General features: G+C 47.5%; 7 protein-coding genes. 2 read left to right on the top strand and 5 right to left on the bottom strand.

Going from position 1 to position 14,594, the window contains the following annotated elements; translation table 11 throughout:
* Nucleotides 1–2 precede the first annotated feature (2 nt).
* Complete coding sequence (locus tag ACO08K_RS24555) at nt 3–410, bottom strand: DUF2177 family protein (protein WP_320031191.1); 408 nt, start codon at nt 408–410, stop codon at nt 3–5.
* Between the two features lie 143 nt (nt 411–553).
* On the opposite strand from ACO08K_RS24555, the gene ACO08K_RS24550 reads away from it, so the two are divergent.
* Complete coding sequence (locus tag ACO08K_RS24550; protein WP_421799129.1) at nt 554–1,639, top strand: hypothetical protein; 1,086 nt, start codon at nt 554–556, stop codon at nt 1,637–1,639.
* A 159-nt stretch (nt 1,640–1,798) separates the two neighbouring features.
* Here ACO08K_RS24550 and ACO08K_RS24545 read toward each other — a convergent pair whose 3' ends face one another.
* The 4 genes from ACO08K_RS24545 to ACO08K_RS24530 form a co-directional block, all read right to left on the bottom strand.
* Entirely contained in the window at nt 1,799–4,990 is a 3,192-nt protein-coding gene (locus ACO08K_RS24545; RefSeq protein ID WP_421799128.1) for a WD40/YVTN/BNR-like repeat-containing protein, read from the bottom strand.
* A 227-nt stretch (nt 4,991–5,217) separates the two neighbouring features.
* A complete protein-coding gene (locus ACO08K_RS24540) occupies nt 5,218–7,077 on the bottom strand; it encodes a PDZ domain-containing protein (protein ID WP_421799127.1) in 1,860 nt (619 codons plus the stop codon).
* A gap of 115 nt (nt 7,078–7,192) precedes the next feature.
* Entirely contained in the window at nt 7,193–8,566 is a 1,374-nt protein-coding gene (locus tag ACO08K_RS24535; protein WP_421799126.1) for a CHAT domain-containing protein, read from the bottom strand.
* A 126-nt stretch (nt 8,567–8,692) separates the two neighbouring features.
* Nucleotides 8,693–11,170 (bottom strand): COR domain-containing protein, encoded by a 2,478-nt coding sequence (locus tag ACO08K_RS24530; protein ID WP_421799125.1) that lies wholly within the window; start codon nt 11,168–11,170, stop codon nt 8,693–8,695.
* A 181-nt stretch (nt 11,171–11,351) separates the two neighbouring features.
* Between ACO08K_RS24530 and ACO08K_RS24525 the strand changes: the two genes are divergently transcribed.
* A complete protein-coding gene (locus ACO08K_RS24525; RefSeq protein ID WP_421799124.1) occupies nt 11,352–14,402 on the top strand; it encodes a PVC-type heme-binding CxxCH protein in 3,051 nt (1,016 codons plus the stop codon).
* Nucleotides 14,403–14,594 lie beyond the last annotated feature (192 nt).

Here is a 14,594-nt window from a genome sequence, read left to right as displayed (position 1 = left end):
AGCTATTTGAAATAATTGGCGATGAAATACCCAGAAACACTCACCGAACCTGTAAGCACCATGCCCCAAACGATGTCGATGAACACAATATTCAGCGGCCAGCCTTTGAGCGTAGCCAAATTGGTCAGATCATAAGTGGCGTAGGTGAAGAACCCAAACAAGGCGCCGTACAACAGGGCATGCTGCCAAGATTGTTTTTCCAGCGCTGGAAAAATTACAAATAGAAAAATGCCCACAATGAACAGCAGGTAAAAAACGATAGCCGCCGTCCAGTTGATTTGATCACTCAAAAAACCACCCAAGTAACGTGCATAAATGCCCTTGGCAATGAAGCCCAGCCAGGTCATATCGATGATGAAAAAAACGACCGTGGTGAGTAAATAGCTCAAAATGAATTTGCTGAAGGGCATGGCTTTGGATTTTGGTGAAAAGATAACAGGTGTAACAAGGAAAATCATAAAAAGATCATGAAAAAAACATTGGGGAAAGTTTACATTTGTAAACGCGTCCCCAATTGAGTAAACTACATTTTTTTACACAAAACCAATATTTTATGCACAACGTAATTTCAAGGGCTCTGTGGAGCCTCGTCCTGATGATTTCAATTTTTGCCTGTAACCCCAAAGGAACCGACGCATGGGACGCTTTCACCGCTTGTGGTGGCACGAACTGTGTAGAAGAAGTACTGGCTGTCAAAGATGCTTTTTTGGAAAATCCGGAAGCCATCTTAACCCGCTTCAATGAAAGTGACGAACAGGGAACCGATCACGTAGTGGGTTGGCTCTACATTTTGCGGGACAGCGTTTTGCTCAATTCCAATTTTGCAAGCACTGAAGAGCGTTTTGACCTGCAACAACAAATCGTCGAAGCAGCAAAGCCTTACCAAGAGAATGCCAAATTTGCCGAAATGGCCAAATTTGTTGTGGATGAAATTGGTCAATTGGCCATCGCCTCGGAACTGGAAGACGATGTGGTAGAACCTGCTTCAGAGCCTTTTAGTGGAACCTATGAATTTGAGTTGCCAAATGATGGAGGTAGTGGGGAATTGCTGGTGAGCCAGATTTCAGCCGATCAGTTCAAATTCAAATTGACGGTGGTGGGTGGAAAACCAGCTCACAACCAAGGAATGATGGAAGGTGTTGCGAACATCCTTGGCAGTACTGCCGATTTCTCTACCGATGAATTTGGTGGCACTTGCAAGCTGAGTTTCAATTTTGCTGAAGCTGTAGAAATCACTACACTGGAAGGTGATCCTGCAACCTGTGGCTTTGGCAATGGGGTAAAGGCTGATGGCGTTTATCGGCGCACAAGTTTTGATGATCCATTCCTGTCCGCAGCGGATGCTAAAAAGGTGAAAATGCTGCAAGGTACCTGGCAGTCACTGGATGATCCCAAGTCGGTGGTCAAAATTATGGATGGCAAATACATCGACGTGTACGATGGGAAAGAGGTCAGCTCAGCGATATGTTTGTACTACGCCAAATGCCCCGAAGATTGTGGCCCAGCGGGCGCAGGAGCTTGTCTGAAAATTACCGCTCAAGACGACGCGTGTTATTCCTTAGTCTCCCTGACGGCTACCAATTTGGAACTCTCGCAGATTGGAGGCACAGGCAATACGAATAGGTACAAGAAGAAATAAACACGAGGCATTCCAATTTGGGGTTTTTAAATGCCTCGACTGAGGTGATTTCTTCAGTGTCTTAGGTTTCTTAGGTGGTGAAAAAGTATTCCGCCACGCAGTTTTTTTTCATCACTTAAGAAACCTAAGACACTAAAGATTCACCGTAGGAGATACTTTTTAACTCTTCAGCTTCTCCTCCTTCAACAAAATCGCATCCACCCCTTTCTCCCGCACCTGGCGGTTGAATTCAGGCAATTGGGTGTCGCGCAGCGTACGGAATTTGCCCAATTGATCGTCAATCTTTTTAGTCATTTCCTCCTTCACTTCTTTCGCCTGTTTGGTCGGTGCATAATCACCCTGGCTGGAAAGAGATCCGACGTGGGCCAGTTTATTCGTAAGTTTGATCGGGTAGTTGAGAGGATCCTGACCACTACGGTTTTTGGTCTGGTACAATTCGTTTTCAATTACGCCAATCGCTTTGTCGATGTCATTTGCCTTTTCCATCAAAGGTTTCATCGCGGGATTTTCTTTCCACAATTCCTTAAAGTGAGTCAGTTGTTTGCGGATGTTGCGGATATCCAGGATGGTTTGATGCGCTTCAGTTACCTTATCGCGGATGCCAATCAGAAAGTTGAATTGCTCGCGGATGTCTTCCATGGTAGCATCGGAGCGGGGATCTTTCAAGATTTCAAACTCGGTTTCCATCGTCTTACCACCTACACTCAATTTGGCCTTGTAACGTCCGGGAACCGCCTTTGGGCCAGTCGTGCCCCCAGCCCAGAAAATCATGCCTTCAAAACGTTTTGCATCGGCGTAACGCATGTTCCAGTTGAAGGTGTTACCGCCTTGTTTTAGTTCAGGCAACTTCTCCGGGTTCTCCTTGGCTTTGGTAGAGTATTCCTTAATCACAGTGCCATTGAGCTCCATGATCGTCAACTTCACCTCTACTGAATCAGCTGGCTTTTGCTTCAGGTAGTAGTGGAAGGTAACGCCGCCGGGGTGGTTGGTACCTTCAGTAGTGAGATTTCTTGCCTGTCCACCTTCCATGCGGTAGCTGGGAATCGGTTGGTACAGGTGGAAATCACTATTGGCCACTTGTTCGCTCAACTGATGAAGCGGAGTCAAATCGTCAATCATCCAGAAGCTGCGTCCCTGGGTAGCGGCAATCAGGTTGTCATTTTTGATGGTCAAATCCGTAATGGGTACAATGGGCAGGTTCAACTGGAACGCCTGCCAGTTGGCTCCATTGTCAAAGGAAATGTACATGCCCGTTTCAGTTCCTGCGTACAACAAGCCAGCCCGTTTTGGATCAGCGCGGACTACCCGGGTGAAATGATTCTCCGGAATACCATTGGTGATTTTGGTCCAGGTTTTTCCGTAATCCTTGGAGTAAAACAAGTAAGGCTTATAATCGCCGGACTTGTACGAAGTACCCGCCACAAACACCCCACCTTTGTTGAAAGGATCGGCGTCGATGCTGTTGAACATGATATTGGCAGGTGCACTTGGTGGCGTTACATTGCTCCAGTTTTTGCCCCCATCGCGGGATACATGCAAAAGGCCGTCGTCGGAACCTGTCCATAGCAGGTCTTTTTCGTAAGGAGATTCACATGCTGCAAAAACGGTGCAATAGTATTCCACGCTGGTATTGTCCTGAGTGATCGGGCCACCGGAGGATTTTTGCTTACTCTTGTCGTTGCGGGTCAAGTCGGGGCTGATGGTTTCCCAGCTTTGCCCGCCATTGGTGGTCACGTGCAAACGATCCGAAGCCACATAGAGCTTTTTGGGGTCATGTGGGGAAAAGAAAATCGGATAGTTCCACTGGAAGCGGTATTTCATGGCTTCGGCACCGGCACCCATTGGGTTGTCAGGCCATACGTTGATGGCTTGCTCCTGCTTGGTGCGGTGGTTCTGACGGGTCAATAAACCACCGTAGCTACCACCATAAACAATGTCATTGTCCAAGGGGTCAACCGCAAGGTGAGCACTTTCACCACCAGCAGAAGGCTCCCAATCGCGCTCACCAATCGAGGAGCCGTCGGTACGATGGGCAATGCGAATGGTTGAGTTGTCCTGCTGGGCCCCATAAATGCGGTAGGGGAAAGAATTGTCGGTCACTACGCGGTAAAACTGCGCGGTAGGTTGGTTATTGTAAGTACTCCAGTTTTCCCCGCCATCAAAAGACACCTGAGCACCACCATCGTCGGCAATGATCATGCGTTGTGGGTCTTCGGGAGCAATCCAAAGGTCGTGGTGGTCACCATGCGGTGCATTGGAAGTGCTGAAAGTACGGCCGCCATCGGTTGATTTGTGGTAACTCACGTTCATAACATACACCACATTTTCATCCTTGGTATCGGCAGTGATGCGGGTATAATACCAGGCCCGTTGACGCAGGTTGCGGTCTTCGTTGGTTTTTGCCCAGGTATTGCCACCATCGTCCGAACGAAATACGCCTCCTTCAGCGGCTTCGATAATGGCCCAAACACGCTCCGCGTTCACCGGCGATACTGCAACGCCAATGATGCCGTGGGGGCCTTTGGGCAAACCTTTTTTAGACATCAGGTTGGTCCAGGTGTCGCCGCCGTCGGTACTTTTCCAAAGCGTAGAGCCCTCACCGCCACTGTCCAGGCTATATGGCGTGCGGCGTATGCGCCAGGTAGATGCGTAGATTACCCGTGGGTTGTTGGGGTCCAGGATGAGGTCAACAGCACCTGCGTCAGCATTGGCAAACAGGACGCGCTCCCAGGTTTTCCCACCATCTTTGCTGCGGTATACGCCCCGCTCATCACTGGATTTGTACAAATCACCCAGGACCGCCGCATACACCAGATCAGGGTTTTTGGGATGGATGCGGATGCGGGGGATGTGCATGGCTTTTTCGAGGCCAATTTTCTGCCAGGTTTTGCCAGCATCCTGGGTTCTCCACATGCCGTAACCGTAGGAAACGTTGCCTCGGACAGTTTTTTCACCGCCTCCTACGTAAATGATGTTGTTATCGTATTCAGAAACGGCTACGGCACCAATTGAGCCGCCAAAATAGCCGTCGGAGATGTTTTGCCAGGTTTGGCCACCGTCTTTGGTGCGCCAAACGCCACCACCTACACTACCGAAATAAAAAAGGTTGGGTTTGCCAGGGACACCCGTTACCGTTGCGGAACGACCACCGCGGTAGGGGCCTATCGAGCGCCATTGGATAGAATTGTAGAGTTTTTCATCCAGGCCCGTTTTGGCTGGAGTGCTGGAAACTGCTGCCGTGGTGGGAGCAGGTGTGGTTTTTTTCTTGGCCTGGGCCTGGACCTGCTGACTGTACAACATTCCTCCAAGCAACAGGACGATGCAGAGTAAATTAACGGATAATCTTTTCATACCTGAATCCTTTGAATAAATTTTGGTTATGGCTTGTGCTAATGAATGGTTAAAATTCAAAAACAACGCTCCGAAAAATACAAAAAAAGCCACACCAATGAAGATGTGGCTTGAAGGATAAAGAGAAAAACCTCGCCTTGTTTACGTAAAATGAGTCGGATGTTTCTTACTAACGTTCTTTTGGAACGATGAAATTGATTTTTTTTAGGATGGATGCCGTTGGGCGATTATTGTAAAATGATCTTCTTCGAAGCATATTTATCCCCCTGACGGATTTGCAGGAAATAGGTTCCGGTGCCGTTTTGGGAAATGTCTACTTCATCCGAAAAATCTCCACTGAAATTGCCCAATTCGTATTCGTAAATGGTACGGCCTGCGGCGTTGAATACCTTGACCTCGGTTTGGCCTTTTTCAGGCAGATCAAACTGCAACTTGAACATACCCTTGCTTGGATTGGGATACAGGTTGATTTTTTCCAGACGCAGGTTGTTGATCACTGGCATGTTGACCCCAAGTGATTTGAGCTTATCAGCATCTGCTTTATCCATGTCTTGCATGCTGGCCTTGACATTGGCAGGGTTGACGCGGGTGCTCTGGGGGCTGGCACTGCCTTCTCCACGGCTTAAACCTTTGAACACCCAGTTGCCATTGTCCTTGTCGTCAGAATTGTAGTAATAAGAGGTGCTCTTGCGGGCATCACACAGTGATTTGATGGCTTTGCTGGCGCTCACTTTTTTGCCGTCGCGTAGGTAATCCACGCTGACCGTCGAGCCAGCTTTTACCAGGCCCAGAGCCATGCTAATGTCGCTCCAGTCAATGATGGGGTTACCGTTGATGGCCACCACTACATCGCCTTCTTTCATTCCCATTTCTTTGGCGGTGGAGCCTTCTACGATGTCCACCAAAACCCCTTTTTCGTTGTAGGTTTCGTGGGATTGGCGTACGCCCAAAAAGGGTTTTTCACACTCATCGCGCCAGTCGCTATCCTCGTCCTCATCGTCGTGGCTACCCAGAGTAACGCTGACATTGCGCTCCTGATTTTTGCGAATGAAATAGACAGTGGCTTTTTGGCCGGCTGAAAATTTACGCAGGATAAAACTCAAAGACTGGCCTTCACCTACCCGGTATTCGTCTATTCCGTAGATGTAGTCAAAGGCTTGGAGGCCAGCTTTTGCTGCGGCAGAATTGGGAATCACACTGGATACATAGGCACCGTAAAGATTACTGAAGCCCAGTTTTTTGGCTTTTTCTTTGCTCATGGAGCCGAGGTTGACGCCCAGGAAAGCGCCATCCATTACTTCGGCTTTGGCCCAATTGCCATTGTTGTTGCCATTGTCCGACCAGGAAATGCCAAAATTGTTGCCATTGCGGCCGCCATTGATTACGGTGTAGCTGTCGTTTTGTTTTTTACCCATTTTCCCCGTTTTGGTGAGGGTTTCGCCGTTACGGCGCAGGGTAAGGTTGACTTCGTCGCCGGGTTTTATACTGCGGATCATGGCGCTGATGTCGGTCCAATCGATCATGGTGTAGCCATTCATGGCCGTGATGACGTCGCCATCTTGCAGGCCCATTTCGGCAGCGGCAGATTCATTCGTAACCTCTACGGCTACACCCACGGTGGCTTCATCCTCGTCTTCTTCCTCATCGTCGGCGGGGCTGAGGCCTAAAAAAGGGCGAGCCTCACTCTCTTCTTTTTCATTGACTTTTTCACCAAAAGTAATTTTGACATCCATAGGCTTGCCCTGGCGGTAGATGTGCAGGGTGGCTTCGGTGCCCGCGTCGTAAATCTCCAGGATGTCGCTCAATTCAGTGTCGTCATCCACCTTGTGTTGATCGACACCTACCACGTAGTCGAGGGCCTTCAAGCCCGCCTTTTCAGCAGCTGAACCCGGCAATACCCGGGTGATGTAGCTGCCATAAGGATTATCCGCGCCCAGGAGCGCAGCTTTTTGTTTGGAAATCTCTTCTAAATGGACGCCCAAATAGGCGCGGGTGGGGGTGAGAGTGTTTTCAAAACCAAAAGCAGTAGCGCTCAAAGACAGGCTTAGCAGAAAAAAGCAAAAAAATCTCGTTGCAATCCGTTTCATATTTTAGACTGTTTTGTGGGAAGGACAAAAACAGGGGGAAATGGTTGCATGAGGGAGAATAGAAAAAAGTGAATGTACGCTTACATCTTTTTCAATTTTTCAATAATATTAAAGCTTAAGCTTCTATTTTTTCACCACCTTTAAACAAAGCAAAATATGACTTTTCAGCACCAGTGGTCACTGCCTGGGTCCTGCCAGACCTGAAGGATTGTTCAATATTTCCCCCTTGGGCATCTAATTTGAAATAAAACCCGACGCTAAACGCAATGGCAGCTTCATCACTTATTGCCGTTGTACTGGCAATAACATAAGGGACGTGATTGGCAATTGCTTTAGCTTGGTCCTCAGAGTAGCAGGCATTAAGTACCACCGCTTTAAAAAGAATACCTTCATCGATAAAATACTCAAACAATGCATCCAAAGCATTTGCAGTGAGTAGCTTAGACCCATTTTTATCGTCATTTTGTAACATGATCCCATCCGAATCGCCATGCCCCGAGAAATGCAGGATATTGGGTTTTGCTATTTCATTTAATTCTTTGAATTCAGTATTGTTGACGGCATGATGGACAACCAATGAAAATTGTTCCGTTTTTTCTTGAAGTTTTTTGGTGATGCGAGAATGTTCTTTTTCCAACTCAAGTTGATAGCTGCCTGCTGGATTGGCGGTAAGCATCAGAATCTTCAACTTGTCATTGGAGGTTGAAGAAACAACGGGAGGCACAGCAATCGGAGGTTCGATGGTTTTTGGAGGGTTCAAATCTATTTTCAACAGATTCATTATACTGAAATTGATTTTAGTGGACTCCCTTCCGGCTTCCGCAAACGACAACATCCCCAACATTTCATTCCGCTTGAGGGTTTCTAAGCTGGATTTGATGATCGACGCGTCACTTTTTAATTGGCTTTGGTTGTTGGCATGAGCCCAACGAATGATGGCATCGAGTGCCTTGTCTGTATGTCCTTTTCCAATTAAATTGTTGACATCGTCAATGAGGGTTTGAGGAATCATGCTTTGTATTGAATTTTGAGGCTCAGGGGAAGGAGTCGGTCTGGATTGAATGCTGCGTTTGATCTGTTCGACAACAATCGTCCAGGCTTCGTCTTTGTTGTTGTAATTGCTGATGGGTTTATCCCGATCGGGTACGGCGGCATAGATGGCAAAAGGAGAGTTTGCAAAGTCACTGTGCCGCACCAGAATGGGAATGAGTTGAACTTCCTTGCGTTTGACCTTTTCCAAAATTTTATTCATTTCAGTACCCCAAATGAAATCTTCAGCCAATAAATCCGAACTGATTAACAACAATATTATCTCGGCTAAATGTAACTCTTCTTCAATCTTGCTGTTACGCACTTCGCCAGGGATGATCATACTTTCATCCCAGATTTGGATCAGGTTTTGGCGCTCATATAATTTGAAGTGTTTTTTTAGGGTCTCTACGTGGGAGGCGTCTGCTTGGGCGGATCCGATGAATACTCGTTTTGGCATGAAATGGAGTTTTTTTACCAGTTTTCAAAGATAGTTTTTTTTTGAATGGGGCGAAAATTAGAATCGAAAAAACGTAAGGAACACAATACTTTTAAAGCTTGAGGGAATGTGGGTAGCTATGTCTCTCTAACGTTCACGCTTCATGCTGTATATTTCCTGGTCATCGTAAATGCCTTCCAGCAGGGTTTGAATGAGTACATCCTCACCAGAAGAGTCGCAGCTGGTGTCTTTGCGTTTTGTACTTTTTTTGAGCAGGTTTTCCAATTTGTAGAGTTGTGGCTCCTCACTGACAATACATTCCGAACAACAACATGGCACCATTTCATCCGGTTTGAGATTGCGAAACCATTTGCGGTGCAGGTCATCCACTTCGTCGCGGATTTTATGCAAGGCGTATTTACGCGCAGCAGCTTCCCCAATAACATCGACGAGAATTTGCCGCAGGCCCGCTTTGGATTCGGCATCGTCTTCGCGTAGGCGTACCCGACATTCACCTTCTTTGAGTTTTAGTCGAAAAACGCCCCCTTTTTTCCAGACGATTTGTTTGTTGGTCTCGGGATGTCGGTCGAGGTCAGCACTGAGCCGCACAATCAAGCGCGACATCAAACCTTTGGGCATGATTTTGTATTGGTAACGGAATTGTAGGACGTTTTTGGGGAACCAGGGATATTCCGGGGCTGTATCCGGTAGCAATTGTGCAGCTACATAACTCCCAAAACTGGCTTCGTAACAAATGTCGAAATTATTCTTGGTCATGAGTTGCAAAATCAAATCTGCACCTTCACGAGAATAGCCTTTACCGACGAGCAATTGGATAAATGCTGATTCTTTGAAATGGCCGTAATTGCCTATGATGGTTTCATCAGTTAAAAAACTGTAGACTCCATCCACCGCCCATTGGGGATTGAGAATAACCCAACTACGTAAGCCTCGATCGTTTTGGAAATGAAGAAGAGAGCCTAACTGATGCAAATAGCCGCTGAGTAACCATTGATCTGCCTCTTGGTCAATTTTGTAATTTGAGCAGATTTCTGCAAAGCGGCGAGTAGAAATATAGTTTTCATTTTTGGACTCGACCCGCAAATCCTCCCTGACATCTTTCCACAAACGTGGCAATTGGGATTTGACAATAGGCAGGTTTACCAAATGTTCATAGACGACTTTTTGAAGATTTTCAAAACGGTAGTCATTGAGCGCAAAATCTACTTCCAGGAAATAGGCATCAATACTTTCTTCATAAAATTTTAAAATGTCTTGGTATTGTGGTTGACCAGTGCTATTACTCCGTTTGTTGAAAATCAATAACAATTTCACTTTTTCCACGGCATCTTCACTTTCTCGCCCCAATAAACCAATGATCTTGAGCCAATAAGCCAGATTGGGTGACTCCCGACGGGCATCCATCATCAGGACGTACAATGCCCGGGGGGTGAGAAAAAATTGATGGGTCATGTATTGTAAATCCTGCCCACCAAAGTCCCAGAGGTTGGCGTGAAAAATGTTTTCACCAATGTGCGGGTGTTGAAAAGGTAGCCCTTCGTGGATGTTGATACCATGTGTTTCCGGGGTATTGCCCACCTGATGATTTGAGTCTTTGAGCTTTTCAAAAAGGGTGGTTTTTCCGGTGCCTCCTTCACCAACGATAATGAGTTTGGCTTCGTAAAGTTCTACGGTTCCCGCTTGTTGTTCAATTTGTTCCCAATACCGAAGGATGGCTTCGTTGCCCTTTACAATAATCTCAAGGGGAGGATTGATTAAAGGGCAGTCCTTTACAAAAATTCCTTTCTTATTTGTGGATCCTTCATTGTGTACAAAAATTCCTTTCTCTATGATTAATTTTAAAGGGCTTAAATCGCTGATTGGGGTGTTGAAAACGTAAAGCGAAGTCAAGTTCAGCAAGTTGGCCAGGGGGCTTAAATCGCTCACTTGGGTGTTGAAAACGGAAAGTTTAGTCAAGTTCTGCAAGTTGGCCAAGGGGCTTAAATCGCTGATTGGGGTGTTGGAAACGTCAAGCGAAGTCAAGTTCTGCAAGTTGACCAGGGGGCTTAAATCGCTGATTAGGGTGTTGTAAACGGAAAGCGAAGTCAAGTTCTGCAAGTTGGCCAGGGGGCTTAAATCGCTGATTAGGGTGTTGAAAACGTAAAGCGAAGTCAAGTTCAGCAGGTTGGCCAGGGGGCTTAAATCGCTCACTTGGGTCTTGAAAACGTAAAGCGTAGTCAAATTCTGCAAGTTGGCCAGGGGGCTTAAATCGCTGATTGGGGTGTTGTAAACGTAAAGCTTAGTCAAGTTCTGCAAGTTGGCCAGGGGGCTTAAATCGCTCACTTGGGTATTGTAAACGTAAAGCGAAGTCAAGTTCTGCAGGTTGGCCAGGGGGCTTAAATCGCTCACTTGAGTCTTGAAAACGGAAAGCGAAGTCAAGTTCTGCAAGTTGGCCAGGGGGCTTAAATCACTTAAATTACTATTTTCATACAGACTTAATTCCTCTAATAAAATCAAGGCTTCTAAGTCTTTGGGTAATGCCACTAAATTACAATAGCTTAAATCCAGGCTCTTGGCTTGATTTTTTAAAGCCATTTTGATGCGCCACTGAGCTTCTTCCGACATAGGATCAAGTTTTTTTCTTCACAAAATATCTATTTTATTTCCAATTTAAAAATCACAATGGCGTCCAAATTATCCTCTACAACACACATGGTCTCCAAGCGCAAAAATCTCCCCAAAAAAAACACCACTATCCTCTTTTCTCCCTATTTTCATCCCATCACCAACATCAGAATAAACAAACATGAAACAACTTGCCTACTGCGCACTGCTCGCTTTGCTCGTCGCCTGTGCCCCTCCTGCTCCTTCCATCGATTTTGACAAACTGGACGAACCCGCCAAACGCCTCGCTGAAAACGCCGTCTACGGTATGGAGGTAGCCGATGGTTGCGATATAACCCTTTTCGCCTCCGAGCCCATGCTGATCAACCCCACCAACATGCACATTGACGAACGAGGCCGCGTGTGGGTTTGTGAAGCCCTGAACTACCGCAATACCCACAACCCCGAAAACCCCGAACGCAAAGAAGGCGACCGCATCCTCATCCTCGAAGATACTGATGGCGATGCCCAAGCCGATAAAAGCACCGTGTTTTACCAAGGCACCGACGTCAATGCTGCACTTGGCATCTGGGCGGTAGACAATCAGGCCATAGTTTCTTGCAGCCCTTATGTGTTTTTGTTGAGTGACACCAATGGTGATGACAAAGCCGATAAAAGAGATACCCTGTTCACCGGGCTCAGCGGCGTGCAATCCGACCACGCTGTACACGCCTTTGTGCAAGGCCCCGATGGCAAAATGTACTTCAACTTTGGCAACAATGGCAGACAAATCATGGATCGCCATGGCAAACCCGTGATGGACCTAAGTGGCAACGCGGTGAATGACCAGGGCGCGCCCTATCGCCAGGGTATGGTATTTCGCTGCGACCCCGATGGCAGCAACCTGGAGGTATTGGCCCACAATTTCCGCAACAACTACGAAGTAGCCCCCGATTCCTATGGCACCCTTTGGCAATCCGACAACGACGACGATGGCAACATGGGTGTACGTATCAACTACGTCATGGAATACGGCAACTACGGCTACACGGATCAAATGACCGGTGCCTGGTGGGGCGATCGCCGGATCAACCTGGAATCTGAAATCCCCTTGCGTCACTGGCATTTGAATGACCCAGGCGTGGTGCCCAATCTTTTACAAACCGGTTCTGGTTCCCCTTGCGGAATGACGGTGTACGAAGGGGAGATGCTCCCCGAGGCCTTCCACAATCAGCCGCTCCACGCTGAGGCTTGGCACAATGTCGTGCGCGCTTATCCGGCTAAGTCGAATGGCGCTGGCTACAGTGCCGAAGTGCTCAATTTGGTCAAAAGTAAAGACCAATGGTGCCGTCCTTCAGATGTAACAGTGGCCCCGGATGGCTCGGTCTTTTTTGCTGACTGGTACGATCCCGCGGTAGGAGGTCACAAATTTGGAGACACTGGCCGTGGGCGGATATTTCGGGTTAGCGCGGGCAAAAAAGGCCGCAAATACCAGCCAGAAAAAGCCATTCCCGGTTTTGAAACCGAAGGTCAGCTCATTGAATCACTCCAGAATCCCAATCTCGCCGTCCAAGCCAAAGCCTCGAATGCGTTGCGCAGCATGGGAACCAGTGCTGAAGCGGGTTTGCTCAAACTCTGGAATGGCACCAATTCCCGGGTACGGGCCCGCGCCTTGTGGATTTTGGGTAAAATGAAAGGGAAGGCCCAAACTTATGTACAAGCAGCCCTTGAGGACATTGATCCAGATATTCGCATCGTGGGTTTACGTTTGGCCCGACAGGTGTTGCCCAATCAAATCGCTCAATTGGCTAAAAGTGTGACCAAAGACCCTTCGGCCCAGGTTCGACGCGAAGCCGCGCTAGCTTTGCGCTTCGCCAAAGGTGCTGAGGCCGATAAGATATGGGCAGATTTGGCCAGTCAGTACGATGGGCAAGATCGTTGGTACCTGGAAGCCTTGGGCATAGGTTCTGACCTGCAAGCTGATAGTCGATTTTCAGCCTGGAAAAAGAAAGTTGGTTCAGGATGGAATACAGAGGCGGGCAAAAACCTGGTTTGGCGCAGCCGTTCCAAAGAGGCGCTGCCATTATTGAAAGAGATGATCCTGGATCCAAGGATCAAAGCCTTTGACTTGCGACAGTACTTCCGGGCCTTGCATTTTCATGCGGATTCAACTAAAAATGACCTGATCGAGAGTCTGACGCAAGCCCAACACCCAATGCAGGATTCCATCAATATCCTGGCCCTGTTTTCGATTGATCCAGCTTATTATCAACAGTCGACCACACTAAAATCTTTGGCCGAACAGGTATTGCCCAAACTGGAAGGCAGCGTGGAGTACCTCGACCTTTTAGGCCGCTTGCAAGTCAAAAACCAGAACGACAAGTTGCTCAAAATGGCGCTGGAAAACAAGGATGAAGCCCTGCGTGGCCAAGCCGCCAGTCTTTTGGTTGCCAACAAAGGTATGCCACTCTTGCTGCAACAACTCAAAGGTGCAGATGAGTCAAAAGCGCAACAAATTCTGTACGCACTGGCACCGGTTAATGATCCTGCTTTGTTCAAAATTTATCAGCAATACCTGGCTGAAAGCAACCCGCTTGCAGTTCGGCGGGCAGCGCTAAATTGCCTTAATAGTACTTGGGACGGGCAAATTTATCTGTTGGGTTTGTTTGAAAAAAATCAGGTGCCCGAGGTCTTGGCGATGCAAGGTTTGGTATCGCTGGCTGGAGCCTGGAACACCGATGTGCGCAAAAAGTCACGGGAATTATTGACCAAAAAGCAAAAGGAAATGGGAAGTGATTTGCCTCCGGTGGCGGTGCTGGAAGGCCGAAGTGGCAAAGTAGCATCGGGCAAGGCGGTCTTTTTGCAACATTGTGCAACTTGCCATAAGGTGGGAGCTAGTGGCGTGAATTTTGGTCCCGCTTTGACCGAAATTGGCTCCAAACTGGACAAAGGGGCGCTTTATAATGCGATCATTTATCCTTCCTCTGGAATCAACTATGGTTACGAGGGTTTTAATGTGGCGTTGAAGGATGGCTCAACAGTGCAAGGCATAGTGGAAAGCAAAACGGCTAGCGAGTTGAAGTTGCGGATCATGGGTGGTACTTCCCGGTCATACCCCATGGCCGATGTGCAAAAAATGGAAGAAATGCCCCAATCCTTGATGACAGAAGGGCTCTACAAAGGTTTTAATGAGCAACAACTGGTCGACTTGGTAGAGTATTTAGCCACCCTGAAAGCCAAAACCGAGTTGTGAAATAATATCCGCTTACTTTAGGTGCCCCTTAGGTGCCTTTGGTTTCTTAGGTGGTGAAAAGCTCCTTGCGGAGCAAGTTTTTTCTTTTTCACCACCTAAGAAACCAAAGGCACCTAAGGGGCATCTAAGGAAGCGGATTAAAAAAACAAGGGGGAAAAGCGACACAATCGCCATTCCCCCTTTATTTTTTCG

The sequence above is a fragment of the Haliscomenobacter sp. genome, from assembly GCF_965225875.1.
GTDB lineage: Bacteria > Bacteroidota > Bacteroidia > Chitinophagales > Saprospiraceae > Haliscomenobacter.
The sequence above is the reverse complement of the archived record's forward strand: the minus strand, read 5'-3'. Positions and strand labels throughout refer to the sequence as shown.